The 21,727-nt window shown below is 74.1% G+C and carries 19 protein-coding genes; 12 read left to right on the forward strand and 7 right to left on the reverse strand.

Annotated elements, in window-relative coordinates:
* Window positions 1-2 precede the first annotated feature (2 nt).
* A complete protein-coding gene (locus M446_RS38020) occupies window positions 3-158 on the forward strand; it encodes a hypothetical protein (RefSeq protein ID WP_020493667.1) in 156 nt (51 codons plus the stop codon).
* Between the two features lie 220 nt (window positions 159-378).
* Here the strand turns inward: M446_RS38020 and M446_RS06125 are convergent, their stop codons facing one another.
* From M446_RS06125 to M446_RS06140, 4 genes are all read right to left on the reverse strand, one after another.
* Entirely contained in the window at window positions 379-1,137 is a 759-nt protein-coding gene (locus M446_RS06125; protein ID WP_012331229.1) for a 5-formyltetrahydrofolate cyclo-ligase, read from the reverse strand.
* Between the two features lie 211 nt (window positions 1,138-1,348).
* Window positions 1,349-2,545, reverse strand: coding sequence for a pyridoxal phosphate-dependent aminotransferase (locus tag M446_RS06130; RefSeq protein WP_012331230.1), 1,197 nt, complete (start codon window positions 2,543-2,545; stop codon window positions 1,349-1,351).
* A gap of 145 nt (window positions 2,546-2,690) precedes the next feature.
* Window positions 2,691-2,999 (reverse strand): putative quinol monooxygenase, encoded by a 309-nt coding sequence (locus M446_RS06135; RefSeq protein WP_012331231.1) that lies wholly within the window; start codon window positions 2,997-2,999, stop codon window positions 2,691-2,693.
* A 161-nt stretch (window positions 3,000-3,160) separates the two neighbouring features.
* Complete coding sequence (locus M446_RS06140) at window positions 3,161-3,412, reverse strand: SDR family NAD(P)-dependent oxidoreductase (protein WP_012331232.1); 252 nt, start codon at window positions 3,410-3,412, stop codon at window positions 3,161-3,163.
* Between the two features lie 314 nt (window positions 3,413-3,726).
* On the opposite strand from M446_RS06140, the gene M446_RS06145 reads away from it, so the two are divergent.
* Together M446_RS06145 and M446_RS06150 are read left to right on the forward strand one after the other, a co-directional pair.
* On the forward strand, window positions 3,727-5,145 hold the full coding sequence (locus M446_RS06145; protein WP_012331233.1) for a sodium:solute symporter family protein: 1,419 nt from the start codon (window positions 3,727-3,729) through the stop codon (window positions 5,143-5,145).
* Between the two features lie 61 nt (window positions 5,146-5,206).
* Window positions 5,207-6,064: an AraC family transcriptional regulator gene (locus M446_RS06150; protein WP_012331234.1), complete on the forward strand. Its 858-nt coding sequence runs from the start codon at window positions 5,207-5,209 to the stop codon at window positions 6,062-6,064.
* Window positions 6,065-6,115: 51 nt separating this feature from the next.
* Here the strand turns inward: M446_RS06150 and M446_RS06155 are convergent, their stop codons facing one another.
* The gene (locus tag M446_RS06155; RefSeq protein ID WP_265576545.1) at window positions 6,116-7,108 is read right to left on the reverse strand and encodes a trypsin-like serine peptidase; all 993 of its coding nucleotides are present in this window, start codon (window positions 7,106-7,108) and stop codon (window positions 6,116-6,118) included.
* A gap of 319 nt (window positions 7,109-7,427) precedes the next feature.
* Between M446_RS06155 and M446_RS06160 the strand changes: the two genes are divergently transcribed.
* From M446_RS06160 to M446_RS06190, 7 genes are all read left to right on the forward strand, one after another.
* Entirely contained in the window at window positions 7,428-10,394 is a 2,967-nt protein-coding gene (locus M446_RS06160; protein WP_012331236.1) for a xanthine dehydrogenase family protein molybdopterin-binding subunit, read from the forward strand.
* Window positions 10,391-11,230, forward strand: a complete 840-nt coding sequence (locus M446_RS06165; protein ID WP_012331237.1) for an FAD binding domain-containing protein — start codon at window positions 10,391-10,393, stop codon at window positions 11,228-11,230. Before M446_RS06160 ends, M446_RS06165 begins: the two co-directional genes overlap by 4 nt.
* Window positions 11,218-11,742, forward strand: a complete 525-nt coding sequence (locus tag M446_RS06170) for a (2Fe-2S)-binding protein (RefSeq protein ID WP_012331238.1) — start codon at window positions 11,218-11,220, stop codon at window positions 11,740-11,742. The genes M446_RS06165 and M446_RS06170 overlap by 13 nt, the downstream gene beginning before the upstream one ends.
* The gene (locus tag M446_RS06175) at window positions 11,735-13,276 is read left to right on the forward strand and encodes an AMP-binding protein (protein WP_012331239.1); all 1,542 of its coding nucleotides are present in this window, start codon (window positions 11,735-11,737) and stop codon (window positions 13,274-13,276) included. The genes M446_RS06170 and M446_RS06175 overlap by 8 nt, the downstream gene beginning before the upstream one ends.
* 39 nt (window positions 13,277-13,315) lie before the next feature.
* A complete protein-coding gene (locus tag M446_RS06180; RefSeq protein ID WP_012331240.1) occupies window positions 13,316-14,107 on the forward strand; it encodes an enoyl-CoA hydratase/isomerase family protein in 792 nt (263 codons plus the stop codon).
* A gap of 193 nt (window positions 14,108-14,300) precedes the next feature.
* Window positions 14,301-15,650, forward strand: a complete 1,350-nt coding sequence (locus M446_RS06185; RefSeq protein WP_012331241.1) for an MFS transporter — start codon at window positions 14,301-14,303, stop codon at window positions 15,648-15,650.
* A gap of 205 nt (window positions 15,651-15,855) precedes the next feature.
* Window positions 15,856-16,347, forward strand: coding sequence for a TIGR02444 family protein (locus M446_RS06190; protein ID WP_012331242.1), 492 nt, complete (start codon window positions 15,856-15,858; stop codon window positions 16,345-16,347).
* Between the two features lie 180 nt (window positions 16,348-16,527).
* Here the strand turns inward: M446_RS06190 and M446_RS06195 are convergent, their stop codons facing one another.
* Together M446_RS06195 and M446_RS06200 are read right to left on the reverse strand one after the other, a co-directional pair.
* The gene (locus M446_RS06195) at window positions 16,528-17,100 is read right to left on the reverse strand and encodes a UbiX family flavin prenyltransferase (RefSeq protein WP_012331243.1); all 573 of its coding nucleotides are present in this window, start codon (window positions 17,098-17,100) and stop codon (window positions 16,528-16,530) included.
* Between the two features lie 175 nt (window positions 17,101-17,275).
* Window positions 17,276-18,202, reverse strand: coding sequence for a LysR family transcriptional regulator (locus M446_RS06200; RefSeq protein WP_012331244.1), 927 nt, complete (start codon window positions 18,200-18,202; stop codon window positions 17,276-17,278).
* Window positions 18,203-18,405: 203 nt separating this feature from the next.
* On the opposite strand from M446_RS06200, the gene M446_RS06205 reads away from it, so the two are divergent.
* Window positions 18,406-19,815, forward strand: a complete 1,410-nt coding sequence (locus M446_RS06205) for a UbiD family decarboxylase (protein WP_012331245.1) — start codon at window positions 18,406-18,408, stop codon at window positions 19,813-19,815.
* A gap of 5 nt (window positions 19,816-19,820) precedes the next feature.
* Window positions 19,821-21,533, forward strand: coding sequence for a GMC family oxidoreductase (locus M446_RS06210; protein WP_012331246.1), 1,713 nt, complete (start codon window positions 19,821-19,823; stop codon window positions 21,531-21,533).
* Window positions 21,534-21,727: the final 194 nt, after the last annotated feature.

The following is a 21,727-nucleotide window of genomic DNA, read 5'->3' on the forward strand; positions in this document are numbered from 1 at the left end:
CCTTGGCCCAACAGCTTCTGAGGAGCGTCCTGCACCCGAGCACGCCGCTCGCGCAGCCCACCCTGGTGGAGGTGTGGAAGCGCAGGACCCTGTCCTCGGCGGCCGGAGACGTCGCGGCTCAGCGACTCCTGGACCTGCGCGACAAGGGCAAGCTGTGATCCGGGATCCGGTTGATCACAGCGCAGCCCGGATCCCGCGCCCGCGCGGCGCCTGAGCGAAGCCCCAATCCGCCATCCCGAAGGGATCGAGCGGATCATGAGCCCGCGCGGCGCCTGAGCGAAGCCCCAATCCGCCATCCCGAAGGGATCGAGCGGATTGGGTGTGAGACCCGCGCCGATCGGAAGGTGATCCTCTCCCCGGAGCGGATCGGCGCCCGCCTCAGCCGGCGGGCGCCGGGCGCGGCTGCGCGCCCTCCTCGGTGACGATGACGTCCATGGGCACGTCGTGCGGCTGAGGGTGGATCGTGTCGAGGCGGGCGAGCGCGAAGCCGACGCCGATCACCCGGGGCCTGACCGGCATGGCCGCGATCGTGCGGTCGTAGAAGCCGCCCCCGTAGCCGAGGCGGTAGCCGGCCGGATCGTAGCCGACGAGCGGCGCGATCAGCACGTCGGGATGCACCGCCTCGCCCTCGGCCGGGATCGGGATGTCCCAGACGCCGCGGGTCATCGCGATCCCGGGCCGCCACTCCCGGAACTGCAGCGGCTGCGCCTTCTCGACGACGACCGGCAGCGCGAGGCGGGTGCCCCTCTCCCGCAGCGCCGTCAGGACGGGCCGGGCATCGAACTCGCCCCGGAAGGGCCAGTAGAAGCCGATCAGCCCGCCGGGCGCCCCGGCGAGCGCGGCCTCGAGCCCGCGGCCGATGCGCGCGCTCCACGCCTCCCGCTCCTGGGCCGAGATCTGCATGCGCCGCGCGATCAGGGCGGCCCGGGTCTCCTTCCGCCACCGCCTCACCGTCGGCCAGTCCGGCGCGCCGCCTTCGGCGGACGCTCCCGGGCCGCCGGCCGCCCCGAGGCCGAGGGAGGCCGGGTCGAGTTCGTGCATGAAGCAGGGCGGCGAACTGTACTCGCCGAACGCGCTCGCCTCGCGGTGTTCCGGCTCGGAAGCCTTCTCGGACGGCTTGGATGAACCTCCGGCCATGGTGTCCCCCATGATCGCGCCAGGGCGGCGGCGCGGGCCGCCTCCGATACCGACGGTCATCTCTCGTGACCGTCGGTTCCCTTCTCGCACCTTCGCCACGCCATGAGCTCGTGTCGAAGGTGCGAGATGGTCCAACGCGTGATGGCCCGAAGCGGTCCCCGGTTCGGCGGCGCCGCGGCCGGGAGACCCCGCGCGGAGGCGCCCGCGCCGGTCAGCGCCCGAGGCTTGCGGAGAGGCGGGACACGGCCTCGCGGGCCAGCCCCGGGCTGATCGCGAAGCAGAGGCGGATGAATCCCTCGCCCTCCGGGCCGAAGGCGGTGCCCGGCGCGACCCCGACCTTCGCCTCGCGCAGGAGCCGGAAGGCGAGGTCGAGGCTGGACTCGCCGCCCGCCACGTGGGCCATCAGGTAGAACGCGCCTTCGGGCATCGCCACCGTGACGCCGGGCAGGCGCGACAGGCCGGAGACCAGGATCTCCCGGCTCTCGGCGCAGCGATTGACCATCGTGCGGATGAAGCCGTCGCCCTCGTCGAGCGCCGCCACGGCGGCGTGCTGGATGAAGGTCGGGATCGAGGTCGTGTTGTACTGGCCGAGCTTGGCGAAGGTGGGGCCGAGGCCGCGCGGGTGGACCAGCCAGCCCGCCCGCCAGCCCGTCATGGCCCAGTTCTTGGAGAAGGTGTTGGTGACGATCAGCCGGTCGTCCTCCGTGCAGATCTGCAGGAAGGACGGCGCGATCGCGTTGCCGTAGGTGAAGTGCGCGTAGACCTCGTCCGAGAGGATCCAGAGGCCGCGGGCCCGGGCGAGGTCGCGCAGGGCCTTCATCTCCGCCAGCGGCATCGTCCAGCCGGTCGGGTTCGAGGGCGAGTTCACCACCAGCACCCGGGTGCGCGGGGTCAGGGCCGCCTCGATCGCGGCGAGCGGCAGCGCGAAGCGGCCGTCGGCCAGGACCCGGTAGGGCACCGTGACCGGCACCCCGCCGGCGATGCGCACGGCCTCCGCCAGGTTCGGCCAGGCGGGGGACGGGACGATGATCTCGTCGCCGGGTTCGAGGAGCGCCTGCGCCGCCTGCATGATCGCGTTCATGCCGCCCGCCGTGACGGCGAAGCGGTCAGGTGGGACGTCCACGCCCCAGTGCCGGGCGTGATAGGCGGCGAGCGCCTCGCGCAGGCGCGGCAGGCCGAGCGACGTGGCGTAGCGCGTGTGCCCGGCCTGCATGGCCCGGTGCGCCGCCTCCACGATGAAGGGCGGCGTCGGCAGGTCGCCCTCCCCGATCCACAGCTTCACCACCTCGGGATCGTCCCGGCCGCGGTCGGCCACGAGCCCGATCTGGCTCGTGCCGATCCCGCGCATGCGCGGGGAGAGGTCGCCGGTGAGGTCGGCCGGGGGCGTGGGGGGCACCGCGTGATGCATCGTGGGGTCGAAGCTCGGTCGGGATGGGACGGGCCGGGCGCGAGGTTCGTTCGGGTCGAACCGGGTCCTGCGCGCGCGCCGCTTTTGCCGCGTTTTCCGACGCGCCGCCATCCGCCGCGTCGCGGCGCGCGCGGCGCGCCCGCGCTCACGCCGGCGAGAGCACGTGGATCGCCCGCGAGGCGACGAGGTCCCTCGTGCGCGCCCCGAAGGCCAGCATGTGCGGCGCGGCCGCGTGGGCCCGCAGCGCGTCGAGGCTGGCCCATTTCTCGATCACCACGAAAGTGTCCGCGCCGAGCGGCGCCTGGGAGGGGCCGGCGCCCTCGGCATCGATCGCGGCCCCGTACTCGATGCAGCCGTCCTCGGCGTGGACGGCGGGCAGGTTCGCCCGGAAGGCCTCCAGCACCTCGTCCCGCTTGCCGGGCTTGGCCGTGATGATGGCGAGGACGTGGATCACGGTGAACTCCCCCGGTCGGAGCGGCCGCCTCCCCGCGGCCGGAGGGCCGCGGCGGCCCGCTCGATCCCGCGCGTTGTGGCACGCGCGGCGGCGCCGGAACACCCCCGCGCCTCCCCGGGGCCCGGCTCAGATCCCGCCCGCGAGGTAGCCACCGTCCACGGTCAGCACCCGGCGAGGCTCGGCGCGGCGCCGGGCTCGGTCACGTCGGCCGCGGAGGCGCGCGCCGCGGGGCTGAGCGCCCGGAGTCGGTCCAGCGCCGCGTCGAGCTTCTCCGGGCGGCGCGCCGCGATGGCGATGCGGGCGCCGGCCCGGGCGAAGCCGTGGGCGGCGGCCTCGCCGATGCCGCTGGAGCCGCCGATCACCAGGGCGGTCATTCCGGTCAGGGACGGGGCGGTCGAGCCGATGGGGAGCATGGCCAAGCCTTCACTGCGCAACCGGCGAAGCCGGCGCGGGGCAACGCGGCCGGGACGGTCGCGGACGCGGCGGGATCGCGGCCCGTCCGGCACCGCCCGCCCGGGCGGGGCGAGCCGCCGACATCATGGCGGCTGATCGGCGAGATCAGTTTTCTCTATTTGCTGAAGAGTTTCTCCGCACGCACGATCGGGTCCGACGCGAGCGCATCCGACGCAAGTCTCCACGCGCGACCGCCCCTAGAAGAACCGGGAGGAACCATGATCACGTCTCGCGCCCCGCGCCGCGCCGCGGCCGGCTGACGGACCGGGCCGCCATGCAGCCGAACTGGATCGTGCTGTCGCTCACGCTGGCCTACATGGCCGCGATGGGCGTGATCAGCCTCGTCGCGCGCCGCCACGCCAGGAGCGCCGGCAGCTTCACCTCGGGGGGCGCGCGCTACCCCGCGGTGCTGATCGGCTTCCTGCTGATGTCCGAGTTCATCGGCACCGCGGCGAGCGTCGGCACCACCCAGACGGCCGTGAAGGTCGGCCTCTCGGCGGCCTGGAACATCGCGGCGCTCGGCATCGGCTTCATGCTCTACGCGTTCTTCCTCGCGGACCGGTTCAAGACGCTCGGCGAGAACACGATCTCGGGCGCCCTGGCGCGGGCCTACGGCCGGCCGACCAAGCTCGCCACCTCGGTGATCATGATCTTCGCCCTGCAGATCGTGGCGATCTCGACCTATGCGGGGGGCGGCACCGTCCTGTCGGGGCTGCTGCGGGTCGACCGCAGCACCGCGATCGTCCTCACCGGGGTGGTGGCGACGCTCTACGTCGGCGTCGGCGGCATGCACTCGGTGATCTACACCAACGTCCTGCACGCCCTCGTCAAGTACATCGGCATCCTGGTCGCCGCCGTCTTCGCGCTCTCGCAGGTCGGCGGCCTCGGCACCCTGCAGGCGCAGGTCCCGGCCCGGATGTTCGCGGCCGACACGGTCGGGTGGGCGCAGATCTTCGCGTGGCTCGTGGCGGGGATCGGGGCGGTCTTCTCCACGCAGTACGTGATCCAGGCGATCAACACGGTGGAGGACGGGCGCACGGCCCGGGCGGCGAGCTTCTGGTGCGCGGTCCTCCTCGTGCCCTTCGGCCTCCTCGCCGCCCTCGTCGGGGTCTGCGGCGGGGTGCTGATGCCGGCCCTGCCGCCGATCCAGGTGCTGCCCGCCCTGATCGGCCGGATGGACGACCTCCTCGCCGCGATCGTGGTCGCGGGGCTCGCCGGCTCGCTGTTCGGCACGATCTCCGCCCTCAGCATCGGGGCGGCGACGCTCCTCTACAAGGACTTCTACCTGCCCCTGCGCGGCGAGGAGGGGCGCGGCGCGCTCGCCTTCGTGCGCGTCGCCACGGTCGTCGTCGGCCTCGTCCCGATCCCGCTGGCGATCTACGCGCCGGACATCCTGAAGGTCACCTTCCTGGCCAAGTCCCTGCGCACCACGCTGGCGGTCCTGGTGCTGTTCGCCTTCTACGCGCCCCAGTTCGCCCGGCCGCGCGCCGCCGTCGTCAGCATCCTGTCCTCCCTCGTGCTCACGATCGGCTGGTTCCTGGCGGGCGATCCCTTCGGAATCGACAACGCCTACGTGGCCCTCGTCATCCCGCTCGTCGTGATGGGGGCCGACCGCCTGCTGGCCCGGCCGAGCCCCGGCGCGCCGGCCCCGTTGCCGGTGTCCGGGCCGGCCGCGACGCTGCCGCGAAAGTAGAGGCCGCGAATGAGCCCGTCCGCGGCTGGCAGCGGCCGTGGCCGGGTGCTAGATTCCGACGATGTCTGAGGCTCTCGAGATCGCGTACGGAGATTTCGGCCGCGTCGCCCTGCTCGACATGGATCGCGGGCTGGTCCGGCACGCCCATCCGCATTGTCACGTGCTGCTCAAGGTGGAGGGCGACGACACGCAGTTCCTGGTCGGGGAGCGGGTGGTCAGCCTGACGGACATGCAGGCGGTGCTCGTCAACGCCTGGGAGACCCACGCCTACCTGCACGATCCGCGCCGCGAGCCGGCGATGATCCTCGCCCTCTACATCGAGCCGGCGTGGCTCGGCGCCTTCCGGCACAATTGGTCGGCGAGCGGCGCCCCGGGCTTCTTCCACGAGCCCGCCGGGCAGGTGACGGCGCCGATCCGCGCGCTGGTGCGCGACCTCGCCGCCGAGATGGTCTACGCGCCCGGGTCGCGGCGCGTGCGCGACGAATTGCTGCCGGGGCTGATGATCGCCCTGATCGAGCGCTTCACGAAGTGGCGCGAGATCGGCACGTCCCTGCGCGAGGCGAGCCGGTCCGCGCGGGGGGATTGGCGCGTGCGGCGCGCCATCGCGCGGATGCGCGGGGAGGAGGGGCTCGGCCTCGGCGCCGACGCCCTGGCGCGGGAGGCCGGCCTGTCGCGGGCCCATTTCTACCGCCTGTTCGAGCGGACCACCGGCGCCTCGCCGCACGTCTTCCTGAACGCGATCCGCGTCGAGCGCGCCGTGGAGGCGATCGTCGGCGGCGACGAGAGCCTCGCGGATCTCGGCACCAAGCTCGGCTTCTCGGCGCCCGCGCATTTCTCGCGCTTCTTCCGCGACCATGTCAGCGTGCCGCCGAGCGTCTTCCGCACGATCGTGCGCCGGACCGCCGCCTGCGCGGCCTGACCCGCGCGGCGGCGCGTCCCGGGAGCGCTGCCCGCCGCGTCGAGGACCCCCTCAGGGATCGCCGCTCCGCGCCTGGCTCACGAGGCTCGTGAGATCGGACCCGCCCGAGCAGTAATTCTCGGTCCCGGTCAGAAAGACGTTCCCGACGGCCGACACGACCGCGACCACGAAGGGACCGTCGGACCAGAACCCGAACATCGGCCCGCCGGACTGGCCCGGCATCAGGTCGGCCGCGGTCGTCATCGCCCGGCCGGAGCCGTAATCCCACGCGTCCTCGTCGAGCTTCTTGTTGCGCTGGTAGATCGGGAACAGGCCCGCCGACACGTCGTCCGGATAGCCGATGTTCCACCACCAATCCTCCTCGTCCCAGGCGCTGTCGTAGGTGCGCACGCCCATCCAGCCGAAGCGGTCGCCCAGGCGCTGATCGACCACCAGGACCGCGTAATCCTCGTCGACCGTGCTGGCGCCGGGATCGCCGGTGATCTTGGTGAAGGTCCACCGCCGGACGGTCCTGGCGGTCGCCGCGGCGGTCGCGCCGGCCCGGTGCACCTCGATCGTCTCGGCGGTGCCGCCCCAATTCACCACGTGGCTCGCCGTCAGGACGTGGCGCGGGCCGACGAGCACGCCCGACCCGGTCTTCCCGGAACTCAGGATCTTGCACACGCAGCCCCACGGGTACCGGGTGTCGTCGTAGCTCCGCCGGTCGTCCTCCCCCCAGACGACGAGCGGGTCGACCGGGATCCCGCGATGGACCAGGCGGGGCGGCAGCCTTCGGGGTGCCTGCACCGGCCTCACGGCGGACGAGACCCAGGCCGGGCGATGCGGCGCGATGCGCTCGCGCGGGCTGCCCATCCCCTTGCGCGTCGTCTGGTCCGGGACCGCCCTGGCGACGGAGAGGTCGGACCAGAGGTGGCGCAGGGTCTCCGGCACCGGCTCGCTCGCCTCGATGCACGGATCCCGGTCGCGCAACTCGTCCCAGGTCAGCGGCCTCTCCTCGCGCCGCGCCCGGGCGGGCTGCGGCGGGCCCGAATTGTCCAGATTCATGTCCGACCCCTCGATCCGGTGCTCTGCGGAGGGGAGGATCGGACCATAGTTGAGGATCGGCAGCATCCCCGGATCGAAGGACAGATCTGATCGGGCCTCCGGCGAGGACGCGGCCGCGGATCGGCCCGCGCGGCCGCCCCGCTCGGATTTTGAGACGTTTCGGTAAGTCGTGAGACGGGCGCGCCTCACGGCCCGCCGGCGCCCGGAGGCAGATTGTCCGCGACGAGGCCTGCCAAGAGGCTCGGGTCAAAGAGGCTCGGGTCAAAGAGACTCGGGTCAAAGAGACTCGGGTCAAGAGCCTCGGGCGAGGAAGCGAGCATTGGGCATCGAGCAACGCCGCTCCGTCGGGCAGTCGGTCGAGCGCGTCGAGGACGCGGCTCTCCTGTCCGGACGCGGCCGCTACATCGACGATCTCGGGCACAGGCCGGGCACGCTGCACGCGGCAATCCTGCGCTCGCCGCACGCGCACGCGGACATTCTCGCCATCGACGCCGCGGCCGCCCGGGCGCTTCCGGGCGTGGCGGCGGTGCTCACCGGGAGCGACCTCCTCGACCTCGCCGGGCCCCTCGTGCCGGCCCTGCGCGCCGCCGTCGACGCGCGCGCGATCGCGGTCGACCGGGTCCGCTACGTCGGCGAGCCGGTCGCCGTCGTGCTGGCGCAGGACCGCTACCTCGCCGAGGACGGCTGCGACCTGATCGAGGTCGCCTACCGGGCCCGTCCCGCCGTCATCGACCCGCTGGCGGCGCTGGAGCCGGACGCCCCGGTGCTGCACGAGGGCGTGGGCCGCAACCTCGTCAGCGACCGCTCCTTCCGGTACGGCGACCCGGAGACCGCCTTCGCGCAGGCCCACCGCACCCTCTCGGTGACGGTCCGCTACCCGCGCAACACCGGCTCGCCGATGGAGACCTACGGGGTCCTCGCCGAGTACGACCCGGGCGACGGGTCCTACGACATCCTCGCCAACTTCCAGGGGCCTTTCAGCATCCACGCGGTGATGGCCCGCGCGCTCAAGGTCCCGGGCAACCGCCTGCGCCTGCGCACGCCGCCGGATTCCGGCGGCAGCTTCGGGGTCAAGCAGGGGGTCGCGCCCTACGCGGTCCTGATCGCCGCCGCCGCCCGGGCGGTCGGACGGCCGGTCAAGTGGATCGAGGACCGGATGGAGCACCTCGCCGCCTCGGTCTCGGCGACGAACCGCGTCACCACCCTGACGGCGGGGTTCGACGGGGAGGGCCGCATCGCCGTCCTCGACTGGGACCAGGTGGAGGATTGCGGCGCCACCCTGCGCGCGCCGGAGCCGGCGACCCTCTACCGGATGCACGGCAACATGACGGGCGCCTACGCGATCCGGCACGTGCGCATCCGCAACCGGGTGGTGCTCACCAACAAGACGCCGACCGGCCTCGTGCGCGGCTTCGGCGGCCCGCAGGTCTACTACCCGCTCGAGCGCCTCGTGCAGCGCATCGCCGCGACGCTCGGCCTCGACCCGCTCGACGTGATCCGCCGCAACCTGATCCCGGCCGACGCCTTCCCGTACCGGACCGCGACCGGGGCGCTCTACGATTCGGGCGACTACCCGCGCGCCCTCGACGAGGCGGTCCGGGACGGCGACCTCGCGGTCCTGCGCCGCCGCCGCGACGAGGCCCGGGCGGCGGGCCGGCTCTACGGCATCGGCTTCACGGCCGCGGTCGAGCCCAGCGTCTCGAACATGGGCTACATCACCACGGTGCTGAGCGCCGCCGAGCGGGCCAAGGCCGGCCCGAAGAACGGCGCCCAGGCCACCGCGACCCTCACCCTCGACCCGGTCGGCTCGGTGACCGTGCAGGTCGCCTCCGTGCCCCAGGGCCAGGGCCACCGCACCGTGCTCGCCCAGGTGGTGGCGGACGTCCTCGGCATCCCGATGGATCAGGTGCGGGTGACGGCCGACCTCGACACCGCCAAGGACGCGTGGTCGATCGCCTCGGGCAACTATTCCAGCCGCTTTGCCGCCGCGGTCGCCGGGGTGGCGCACCAGGCCGCCACGCGCCTGCGCGCGCGCCTCGCCCAGGTCGCGGCGGCCCAGCTCAACGTGCGGGCCGAGGACCTCGTCTTCGCGGGCGGCCGCGTCGCCTCGCGCACGAACCCGGACGCCGCCCTCCCCTTCGCGCGCGTCGCCGCGACGAGCCACTGGTCGCCCGGCCTCGTGCCGGACGAGGTCGGCGCCGTCATCCGCGAGACCGCCTTCTGGTCGCCGCCCGAACTGACCGCGCCGGACCCGGCCGACGCGGTCAATTCCTCCCTCTGCCACGGCTTCATCTTCGATTTCTGCGGCGTCGAGGTCGATCCGGTGACCGGCAAGCTCGCCGTCGACCGCTACGTCTCGATGCACGATTGCGGCCGGATCCTGCATCCCGGGATGGTCGAGGGGCAGGTGCGCGGCGGCTTCGCGCAGGCCCTGGGCGCGGCCGTCTACGAGGAATTGTCCTACGGCGAGGACGGGGCCTTCCTGGCCGGGACCTTCGCCGACTACCTCCTGCCGACCGCGACCGAGATCCCGGACCTCACCGTCCTGCACCTCGAGAGCCCCTCGCCCTTCACGCCGCTCGGCGCCAAGGGGGTCGGGGAGGGCAATTGCATGTCGACGCCGGTCTGCCTCGCCAACGCGGTCGCGGACGCGCTCGGCGTCGAGACCATCGACCTGCCCCTGACCCCGGCCAAGCTCGCGGCCCTGGCCGCGGGCGGCGACGAGCCCGCCCCGCCGGAGGGCCGCGCCGCGGCGGCCGCCCGGCCCGGCGACCGCACCATGCGGGGCGAGGGCGCCGCCGCGGTCGCGGCCCCTCCCGAGGCGGTCTGGGCGATGCTCCTCGATCCCGCCGTGCTGACCTCGGTCATCCCCGGCGCGCACGGGGTGCGCAAGCTGTCGGACACGCATTTCCGCGCCGACGTCACCCTCGGCGTCGGCCCCGTGAAGGGGCGCTACAAGGCCGACATCACGCTCTCCGACCTCGATCCGCCCCGCGCCGCCACCCTCGCCGGCGCGGTGACGGGGGCGCTCGGCAATGGCGGCGGGCGCGGGCGGATCACCCTGGAGCCGGACGGCCGGGGCGGCACCCGGATCGGCTACACCTACGAGGCCTCGGTCGGCGGCAAGGTCGCGGCGGTGGGCGGGCGGCTCCTCGACGGGGCGGCCCGGGTGATCATCGGCGGGTTCTTTGCGGCGCTCGCCCGCCGGGCCGGCGGGGGCGCGGCCGCGGGCGGCGCGCCCGGCCTCCTGCGCCGCCTCCTCGCGATGCTCGGGATCTCGGCATGAAGCCCGCCCGCTTCGACTACCTGCGCGCCGAGAGCCTCGACGAGGCCCTGCAGGCGCTGGCCCGCCACGGCGACGAGGCCCGGATCATCGCCGGGGGCCAGTCCCTCGTGCCGATGCTGAACATGCGGCTGACCAAGCCCGCCCTCCTCGTCGACGTGATGCGGATCGAGGCCCTGCGCGCGCCCCGGCGCGCCGACGGCGCCCTCGTGGTGCCGGCGGGCGTGAGGCAGGCCGCCCTCCTCGACCGGCCGGGCTTCGCCGAGGCGCAGCCCCTCCTCGCCGCCGCGATGCCCTGGGTGGGCCACGTCCAGACCCGGGCCCGCGGCACGCTCTGCGGCTCCGTCGCCCACGCGGATCCGAGCGCCGAGATCCCGCTCTGCCTCGTCGCCCTCGGGGGCGAGGTGCACCTGCGCTCGGCCAAGCGGGCGCGGCGCGTGCCCGCGGAGACGTTCTTCGCCGGCATGATGGTGACCGACCGGGCCGACGACGAACTCGTCGAGGCGGTCGGCCTGCCCGCGCGCGCCCCGGGCACGGGCTACGCCTTCGCGGAGGTGGGCCGGCGCCACGGCGACTTCGCCATCGTGGCCTGCGCGGCCGTCGTGGACGGCGCGCGCATGCGCCTCGCGGTCGGCGGCGTCGCCGACCGGCCGACCGCCCGCGACTGGCCCGCGCTCGACGGGGCGGCCCTCGACGACGCGCTCAACGCCTTCGCGTGGGACCTCGGCGCGGGCGACGACGTCCACGCCACGGCCCGCTACCGCCGCGACCTCGTGCGCCGCCTCGGCCGCCGGGTTCTGGACCACGCCGCAGAGGAGGCGCGCCGATGCCGAAGCTAGGGGCGGGAGCCCGCCACGCGGTCGCCTTCACGCTGAACGGCAGCCCGGTTCGGGTCGAGGTCGAGCCGCGCACGCTGCTGACCGATGCCCTGCGCCACGGGCTCGGGATGACCGGCACCCATGTCGGCTGCGAGCACGGCGTCTGCGGCGCCTGCACGGTGACGATCGACGGCGCGTCGGCCCGGGCCTGCCTGACCCTCGCGGTCGCGGTCGAGGGCTGCGACCTCACCACCGTCGAGGGGCTGGCGCCGGAGCCCGGACGGCTCGGCCTGCTCCAGGCGGCCTTCCGGCGCCACCACGCCCTGCAATGCGGCTTCTGCACGGCCGGCATCCTGATGTCGCTCGACGCCTATCTGCGCCGGCACCCGCGCGCGTCGCGGGCGGACCTCACCGAGGTGATCGGCGGCCATCTCTGCCGCTGCACCGGCTACGCCCCGATCATCGAGGCCGCCTGCGAAGCCGCCGCCGCCCTGCGCGGCGACGCGATCGAGGAGACCCCATCCCATGCTTGACCTCGGCACCAGCTTCCTGGCGAGCGTCTCCCGCGACCCGCGGGGCCTCGCCATCGTGGACGGCGAGACCCGCCTCACCTACGCCGAATGGTACCGGATCATCTCCGGCGTGGTCGCGGGGCTCGACGCGCTCGGCCTTGAGCCCGGAGATCACCTGGTCACGGTGCTGCAGAACCGCCTGGAGGCGGCGACGCTCCACTGGGCCTGCCAGTTCGCCGGCCTCGTCCTGACGCCGATCAACTGGCGCGCCAGCCCCGAGGAGATCGACTTCGCGGTCGGGAACGCGGGCGCGAAGGCGCTCGCCTACGAGGAGGTGTCGGCGCCGAGCGTGCGGGCGAGCGGGGGCGCGCGCGCCTGCCCGCGCATCGCGGTCGGCCTGCCGCCCGAGCCCGGCGAGACCGCCTTCGCGGCCCTCGCGGCCCGGGACGCCGCGCCGGCCGCGCCGCGGGCGGATGCCGAGGCGATCTCGCTGATGCTCTACACCTCGGGCACCACGGCCAAGCCCAAGGGCGTGCCGCGCCGCCACCGGGCGGAGCGGGCCGCCGCCCTCGCCCACGTGGCCCAGAACCTCTACGGGCGCGGCGAGCGCACGCTCGGCGTGATGCCGCTCTACCACACGATGGGGGTGCGCTCGCTCCTCGCCATGTCGTTGATCGGCGGCGCCTTCGTGTGCCTGCCGCGCTTCGACGTGGCGGCGGCTCTGCGCCTGATCGCGGCCGAGCGGGTGACGAACCTCTACCTCGTGCCGACCCTCTACCACGACCTCGTCCACCATCCGGACTTCGCGGCCACCGACACGTCCTCGGTGCGCAAGCTCGGCTTCGCGGGCGCGCCCATGACGGACGGGCTCCTGCGCCGGCTCACCGAGGCCTTCCGGCCGGACCTGTTCGTCAACCATTACGGCTCGTCGGAGGTCTACACCTTCACGATCAACCAGGACGCCGCGGGCAAGCCAGGATCGGCCGGGCGCGCCGGCCTCAACACGATGGTGCGGATCGTGCCGCTCGGCGCCACCGATCCGGAGGCGGCGGCGCCCGGCGAGGAGGGCGAGATCGCCGTCATCGCGCGCGGCGACGAGGCCTTCGAGGGCTACTGGCACCGCCCCGAGGCCGACGCCAAGGCCTTCCGGAACGGCTGGTACTTCACGGGCGACACCGGCTTCATGGACGCGGACGGCGACGTCTTCGTCACCGGCCGGGTCGACGACATGATCATCACGGGCGGCGAGAACGTCTCCCCGGTCGAGATCGAGAGCTGCCTGTCCCTGCACCCGGCCGTCTCGGAGGTCGCGGTGGTCGGCCTGCCCGACGAGCGCTGGGGCAAGGTCGTCACCGCCTTCGTGAAGCGCCGCGGCCCGGCCGACGAGGCCGCCCTCGACGCCCATTGCCGCGCCGCCGGCCTCCCGAGCCACAAGCGCCCGCGCGCCTACGTCTTCGTTGCCGAGATCCCGAAATCCCCCGTCGGCAAGCTCCTGCGCCGCCAGCTCGTCGCCGGCGCCTACGAGGCCGAGGGCGACCCCTCCGCCGCCGCCTGACGCGGCCCCTCCCCCGACGACCAACCAGAGAGTTCCGCCATGACCAGCGATCCCCGCCTGTCCGACCTCGACGGATTCCGGGTCGAGATCGACCCCGCGCGCGAGCGCGCCGACGTGATCCTCGCCCGTCCGCCCATGAACGTGATCGCGATGCCCCAGCGCGACCAGATCCGCCGGGTGTTCGAGGCCCTCGACGAGGACGACCGCGTGCGGGTGATCGTGCTGCGGGCCGAGGGCGAGCACTTCTCCTCGGGCGGCTACATCAAGGGCTTCCTCGACGCCTCGCCCGAGCACGTCTCCAAGCTCGCCTGGAACATCGCGGCGCCCGCCCGCTGCACGAAGCCGGTCATCGCGGCCAATCGCGGCTACACGTTCGGGGTCGGGTTCGAGATCTCCCTCGCCTGCGACTTCCGCATCGTCTCGGAGACCTGCCAGTACGCCCTGCCCGAGCAGAAGCTCGGCCAGATCCCGGGCTCAGGCGGCTCGGCCCGCCTGCAGAAGATCGTCGGCATCACCCGCACCAAGGACATCGTGATGCGCTCGAAGCGCATCCCGGGCCGGCAGGCGCTCGACTGGGGCATCGCCACGGAATGCGTGCCGGACGGCGAACTGGAGGCGACGGTCGACGCCCTCGTGGAGGAGCTGCGCGCCTTCTCGCCGATCGCCCAGCGCACGGCCAAGAAGCTCCTCAACGACACCGAGGATTCGACGCTCGCGATCGCCATCGAGCTCGAGGGCCATTGCTACAGCCGCCTGCGCCAGTCGGACGATTTCCGCGAAGGCGTCGAGGCCTTCCACGCCAAGCGCAAGCCGAATTTCCGCGGCTCGTAGGCCGCCCCCGCCCGGCGCCCCCCGCCCGGCGCCCTTCGCCCGGCGGTCCCCGCCCAGATTCCCGCCCCCGAGCCGGCCGCAAGACCGGCGGAGCGGACCCGCCCGCGCGGCCGACCCGGCCGCGTGATCCACGACGCCTGCCCGGCGCAGCGAGGCTGCCCGGAGCCTCGCGCGTTCCCAGAGGAGGAACCCCGTGACTGCCGCCACGACGATCCCGGCGCCGGACGCCGCGCTGACCAAACCCACGACCCGCCAGACGGCCACCGCCGTGATGGCCTCGCTGTTCGGGTGGGGGCTCGACCTGTTCGACCTCTTCATCCTGCTCTACGTGGCGCCGGTCGTCGGGGCGCTGTTCTTCCCCGCCGACAAGCCGATGCTGTCGCTGGCGGGCGCCTACGCGTCCTTCGCGGTGACGCTGCTGATCCGGCCGCTCGGCTCGGCCCTGTTCGGCTCCTACGCCGACCGCCTCGGCCGGCGCCGCGCCCTCATGGTGGCGGTGATGGGCGTCGGCCTCTCGACGGCGGCCTTCGGGCTGCTGCCGACCGTCGGGCAGATCGGCTGGCTCGCCACCGCGGTCTTCCTGGCCTTCCGGCTGATCCAGGGCATCTTCGTGGGCGGCGTGGTCGCGGCCTCGCACACGATCGGGACCGAATCCGTGCCGGAGCGCTGGCGCGGCCTGATGTCGGGCGCGGTCGGCGGCGGCGGCGCCGCCATCGGCGGCCTGCTCGCCTCGATGATCTTCTACGTCGTCTCCCTGATGGCGCCGGGCGAGGCCTTCGCGTCCTGGGGGTGGCGCGCGATGTTCTTCTCGGGCCTGCTGACCTCGGTGGTCGGGCTGATGCTGTTCCGCAACCTGGAGGAATCGCCGATCTTCCGGCAGCTCCAGGCCGACAAGGCGGCCCGCCGCGCCGGGGCGCCCGTCGTGGCCTCGCCGGTCCGCGCGCTGTTCTCCGCCGAGCACCGGCGCGCCTTCCTGGTCGCTATCCTGGTCTCCTTCGGCGGCGGCGCGGCCTATTACCTGACCTCGGGCTACCTGCCGACCTTCCTCAAGCTCGTGAACGGGGTGCCGAACGCGACCGCCTCGATCATGCTGGTCGGCGCCAACGTCGCGGCCGCCCTCGGCGCCTGCGCCCTCGGCGAGCTGAGCCAGCGCATCGGGCGCAAGCCCACCTTCCTGCTGATGGGCGTCCTGCGGCTCGTCGCCTTCCCGGCCCTGTTCCTCGCCATGGCGAAGACCTCGGACACGACCCTGCTCGCGGTCTACGTCCTCGTCCTCTCCTTCGTCGCCAATGCGAGCTACGGCCCGCTGCTGATCTTTCTCAACGAGAAGTTTCCGACCGCCCTGCGGGCGACCGGCACCGGCCTGACCTGGAACGTCGGCTTCGCGCTCGGCGGGATGCTGCCGACGCTGGTCTCGCTGGCGGTCGACGGGCCGAGCCAGATCCCCATGATGCTGGCGATCTTCACCACCGTCGTGACGGCCGTCTACCTGATCGGCGCCGCGCTGACGGAGGAGACCCGAGGCAACCTCGACCGCGCCTGAGCGGGCGGCCGCGCGGGCCCGGACCCGTCGCGGCGATCGCGGGCCGGCGGGGCGCGTCCCCGGCACCATTCGCCGAAGCGGTCACCGGTTCGGCGGCACGCACGATGCGGGAACGCGACACTCAGCGGAATCGCGTCGGGCCGGTCTGCTTGGCCGGTCTGCTTGGCCCGTCCGCCTGGCCATTCTGCCTGGCCGGACCGCTCCCATGGAGGTGTGGATGCCCGAGGAGCCGCTCTGGACCTTCGCCCTCGCCCTCTACGGCCGGCCGGGCGCGGCCCCGGCCTGCCTCGCCCTTCAGGACGAGGCCGGCGCCGACGTCCCGCTCGTCCTCCATCTCCTCTGGTGCGCCGCGACGGGCCGCACCCTCGACGCGGCCGCGATCGCCGCGATGGACGCGGCCCTGGCGCCCTGGCGCGACGCCGTCGTGGCGCCGCTGCGGCGGGTGCGCCGCGCCATGAAGGCGCCGCTCCTCCCCGCGCCGGGGGCGGAGGTGCTGCGGGAGCGGGTCAAGGCCGCGGAGATCGAGGCGGAGCGCCTCGCGCTCCGCGCGCTCGCCGCCCTGGCGCCCCCGCCCGGCGCACGAACGGACGCGACCGCCGCGGCCTGGCGCCACCTCGATCTCTATGCCGCGCATCTCGGCCGGCCGCTGCCGCGGGCACCCTGCGCGGCGCTGGTGCACGCCCTCACGGGCGGCTGACCTTCCGCGAGACGCCCCGCGTGCGAGGGCCGCGGCGCCTGAGCGAAGCCCAGATCCGCCATCCCGAAGGGATCTGGCGGATCACGAGCCCGCGCGGCGCCTGAGCGAAGCCCAGATCCGCCATTCCGAAGGGATCTGGCGGATGTGGCGTGGGACGGCCGAGGCCGCCGGATGACGGCCCTAACCCTCCGCCTCGCGCCAGCGCCGCACCCCGCCCGAGTCGATGTCGAACAGGTCGAGGACGCGGCCCACCGTGTGGTCGATCATCGCGGCGAGGCTCTCCGGCCTCGCGTAGAAGGCCGGCACCGGCGGCGCCACGATCGCCCCCATCTCGGAGAGGGCCGTCATGGTCCGCAGGTGGCCCGTGTGCAGGGGCGTCTCGCGCACCATCAGCACGAGGCGGCGGCGCTCCTTCAGCGTGACGTCCGCGGCCCGGGTCAGGAGGCCGGAGGTCGCCCCGGTGGCGATCTCCGCCATGCTGCGCATCGAGCAGGGGGCCACGATCATGCCGCGGGTCCGGAAGGAGCCCGAGGAGATCGCCGCCCCGATATCGGCCTGCGCGTAGGTCCGGGCGGCGAGCGCCCGCACCTCCGCCACCTTCAGGTCCGTCTCGTGCGCGAGCGTCACCTCGGCCGAGCGCGACATCACCAAGTGGGCGGGGATCGCGAGGTCGCGCAGGATCTGGAGCAGGCGGATGCCGTAGATCACGCCCGAGGCGCCCGAGATGCCGACGACCAGGGGCAGGTCCGTCACGCCGCGGGGCCCCCGCCGCGCGCCCCGCCCCTCCCGTGGCGTGTCGCCCCCATGCCGTCCCCCCCGCCTCGTCCCGCGCCCGCGCGCCGGGTCGGGGGCGATCCTAGGAGCGGGCGCGGCCGGCTGTCGAATAAGGATGGCTGATCGCCGCGATCAGCGGGACCTCGCTGCCGGGTCAGGGGCCCGCCACGATGTGGGTCTGGAGCGCCGCCGCCGCCGCCGAGAGCTCCTCGGCGAGGATCTCGACGAAGCGCGTCGCGGCCTGCGTCAGCGGGGTCTTCGGGTGATGGATGATGACGAGCTGGCGGGTGATGCGCGGCGCGACGATCCGGTAGGCCTTGAGCGAGCCCTCCGCGAGCTGCCGGCTCACCGCGATGCTGGGCAGCACCGTGAACCGCGCCGAGCGCGCGACGAAGTCGGCGATGGCCGAGGGAAGGTCGAGCTCGATCTGCGGGCTGAGGCTGACATCCTGCGCGCCGACCCTCCGGTCGAGTTCGAGGCGCAGGCCGTGCCGGGCCGAGGGCAGGACGAGGTCGAGCTCCACGAGGTCGCGCATGCGCACCGGAACCGGGATCGGCAGCGGCGTCGCGCTCGCCCCGACCACCACCATCTCCTCGTCGAGGAGCGGCTCCATCATCAGGCCGAGGCGCCGGTTCGGCTTGTTGATCACCGCGAGGTCGAGGCTGCCGTCGCCGACCCCGTCGATGAAGGTGCTGGAATAGCCGTCCGCCAGCGAGAGCTCGACCTGCGGGTAGGCGGCGGAGAAGCGCGCGAGCACGCTCAGCACCACGCTCATCGAGAGCGACGACAGGATCCCCGCCGTGACCCGGCCGGACACGCTCTGGGCGAGCCGCGCCATGGCGGCCCGGGCCTCGGCCACGTCCCGCAGGATCGGCTGCACCAGCCGGTGCAGCATCCGGCCGGCCGCGGTCGGCACCATGGCCTTGGGCTGGCGCTCGAACAGGCGCTGGTCGAGTTCCCGCTCCAGCTTGGCGATCTGCATGCTCAGCGCGGGCTGCACCACGTTCATGCGCTGGGCGGCGCGCGTCACGCTGCCCTCCTCGAACAGGGCGACGAAGTAGGAGATCTGACGCAAATCCACCGACGGGAATCCAGACTTCCGGACGCGCGGGCCCGGCCTCGCGCCGGGCGAAAAACACGTCCGGCGACAAGATCATACCGGCGCGGCCGGGGCAATTCAGACGGCCTGATCCGCCCCATCAGCAATCCTTATTTCAGTCCCCGACGCGGAGCGCCTAACCAGGCGGGACGAGGCGCCCGGGAGCGCCCGACCGGGAGGCGACGATGATTCTGCAGGCCCCTGCCCGATCCCTGCGCGACTGGCTCGGCCGCCTCGCCGAGAGCGGCCGGCTCAGCGTGGCGCGGCCCGGAATCGGCCTGAGGCACGAGGCCGCCGCGGTGGCGAACCGCCTGGACGGGCGGAGCGCCACCCTGTTTCCCCGCCCCGGCGGGCAGGACGGCACCATCGTGTCGGGGCTGGTGTCGAGCCGGGCCTGGATGGCCGAGGCGCTCGGGACGAGCGAGGACCGCCTCGTCTCGCATTTCCAGCAGGCCTGCGCGGCGCCGCTGCCCTGGCGCGAGCAGGAGACGGGACCGGCCCAGGAGGTGGTCCACCGCGCCGGCATCGACCTGCTGCGCCTCCTGCCCGTGCCGACGCTCAACGAGCACGACGGGGGGCCCTACATCTCGGCCGGGCTGATGATCTCGCGCGATCCCGAGACCGGCGCGCAGAACGTCGCCATCCTGCGCTGCCAGATCAACGGGCCGGACCGCATCGGCGTGCTAGTCCTGCCCCGCCACACCGACCACTTCTACCGGCGGGCGGAGGCCGCGGGCCGCGGGCTCGACGTGGCGCTGGTCGTGGGGGTCGACCCGGCCTGCCTCCTCGCCTCGCAGGCGATCGTGCCGCTCGGGCAGGACGAGCTGGAGATCGCGGGCGCCCTCACGGGGGCGCCCCTGCCGGTGGTGAGGTGCCTCACCAATCCGGTGCGCGTGCCGGCCGAGGCCGAGATCGTCATCGAGGGGCGGATCCTGCCGGAGGTGCGCGAGCCCGAGGGCCCGTTCGGCGAGTTCCCGCAATATTACGGCGAGCGGGCGAGGCGCCACGTCATGCAGGTCGACGCGGTCACCCATCGCGCCCGGCCGATCTTCCACATGATCGTGGGCGGCGGCCTGGAGCACCTCCTGCTCGGCGCGATCCCGCGCGAGGCTACGATCCTGGCCACCCTGCGCCGCAGCTTCCCGGGCGTCGAGGACGTCCACCTCTCCCTCGGCGGGGTCGGGCGCTATCACCTCTACGTCAAGCTGCGCAAGATCCAGGAGGGCGAGGCCAAGAACGTGCTGCTCGGCGCCTTCGCGGCCCATTACGACATCAAGCACGCGGTGGTGGTCGACACGGATGTCGACATCCACGATCCCGGGGAGGTCGAGTGGGCCGTCGCCACGCGCTTCCAGGCCGACCGCGACCTCGTGGTGGTGGCGCAGGCGCAGGGCTCGAAGCTCGACCCCTCGGCGCGCGACGGCGTCGGCGCCAAGATGGGGCTCGACGCGACGGTCCCCCTGGACGCGCCCCCCATGAAGTTCACGCGCATCCGCGTGCCGGGCGAGGCCGAGGTCGACCTCGCGGCGGTGATCGCGCCGGGCGCGGATTGGCGCGACGCGGTCGCCGATCGGCGCGACGCGGTCGCGGGCTGAGCGCCGTGCCCGACCTTCCCGCATCCGTCGACGTCCTGATCGTCGGCGGCGGCTCGGCCGGCTGCGTCATGGCCAACCGGCTCTCGGCCGATCCCGGCCGCCGCGTCCTGCTCGTCGAGGCGGGGCGCGACACGCCGCCCGGGCGCGTGCCGGCCGAGATCCTCGACAGCTACCCGATGCCGCTGTTCTTCGGCGACACCTACATCTGGCCGGGCCTCGACGCCGCCGTGACGCGCGGGGCGGACGGGCGGGTCCGGCGCCGCGCCTACGAGCAGGGCCGGGTGATGGGCGGCTCGTCGAGCATCAACGTGCAGGCCGCCAATCGCGGCCTGCCCCGCGACTACGAGGCCTGGGTGGAGGCGGGCGCGGCGGGCTGGGGCTGGGACGACGTCCTGCCCTATTTCCGCCGGCTCGAGACCGACCTCGACTGCGACGGCCCGCTGCACGGCCGGGACGGCCCGGTGCCGATCCGGCGCATCCTGGAACCCGCCTGGCCGCCCTTCGCGCGGGCGGTGGCGCGGGCCTTCGACGCCACCGGCCTGCCGCGGCGCCTCGACCAGAACGGCGAGTTCGAGGACGGCCTCTTCCCGCCCGCCTTCTCCAACCGCGACGACGCCCGGGTCTCCGCCGCGGCGGCCTACCTGGACGCCGAGACCCGGGCGCGGGACAACCTCGTCATCGCGGCGCAGACCCGGGTGACCGCCCTCACGCGCGACGGGCGCCGGGTCACGGGCGCGCAGCTGCGCGGACCCGGCGGGCGCCCGCACCGGGTCGCGGCGCGGCGGGTCGTGGTCTGCGCCGGGGCGCTGCAATCGCCGGCGCTGCTCCTGCGGGCGGGGATCGGGCCGGCCGAGCACCTGCGCGCCTGCGGGATCGCCGTCGTCGCCGACCGGCCCGGGGTGGGCGAGAACCTGCGCGACCATCCGGCCCTGACGGTGGCCCAGTACCTGCCCCGCCCGCTCCGGCTGCCGCCGAGCCAGCGCCGGGCGAGCTTCCTGGCGGTGCGCTCCTCCTCCGGCCTGCCGGGCGGCAGCGCCTCCGACATGTACCTCACCGCCTCCGCCCGCGGCGGCTGGCACGCGCTCGGGGCCCGCCTCGCCCTCTACTTCCTGTGGGTGAACCAGCCGCACTCGGTCGGGCGGCTGCGGCTCGACCCGGCCGACCCGTCCGGCCATCCCGACATCGACCTCAACCTCCTCTCCGACCCGCGCGACCTCGACCGGCTGGCGGCCGGCCTGCGCGACCTCGTCGCGCGCGTGGTCTCGCCCCACCTCAACCCCGACCCGGCGGCGCTCGTCCCGGCGAGCTTCACGCCGGCGATCAAGCGGCTCAGCCGGTTCAGCCCGGGCAACCGGCGCGTCACGGCGCTCCTGGCGGCCCTCCTCGACGGCCCGGCCCCGCTGCGGCGGCGGATGCTGCGCCTCGTCTCCGGCGGGGTCGCGCTCGGCGAGGTCGTGGGGGACGAGGCGGCCCTGCGGGACCTCGTGCGCGACCTCGTCTTCGGCGTCTGGCACGCGAGCGGCACCTGCCGCATGGGCGATCCGCAGGATCCGGGGGCGGTGGTCGACCCCGCCGGCGGCGTGATCGGCGTCGCCGGCCTGACGGTCGCCGATGCCTCCGTGATGCCGAGCCTGCCGAGCGCCAACACCAACGTCCCGACCATGATGGTCGCCGAGAAGATCGCCGACCACCTCGCGGGCCGCCCGCCCCCGGCCTGACGGACCGGGGCCGGGCCCGCCGAGGGCGCGCGGCCGAAAGGTCCAGCGCATGGCCTGCCACGACACCGACGCGGCGGCGCGCGAGGACCTGATCGGCGCCCCGACGCTCTCGCTCGCGCGTCGCCGCCGGGACCGGCACGCCGCGCCGATGCTGCGGCCGATGGACCACCGCGTCCGCCGGGCCCTTCGGCTGC

It is taken from the genome of Methylobacterium sp. 4-46 (assembly GCF_000019365.1).
Classification (GTDB): Bacteria; Pseudomonadota; Alphaproteobacteria; order Rhizobiales; family Beijerinckiaceae; genus Methylobacterium.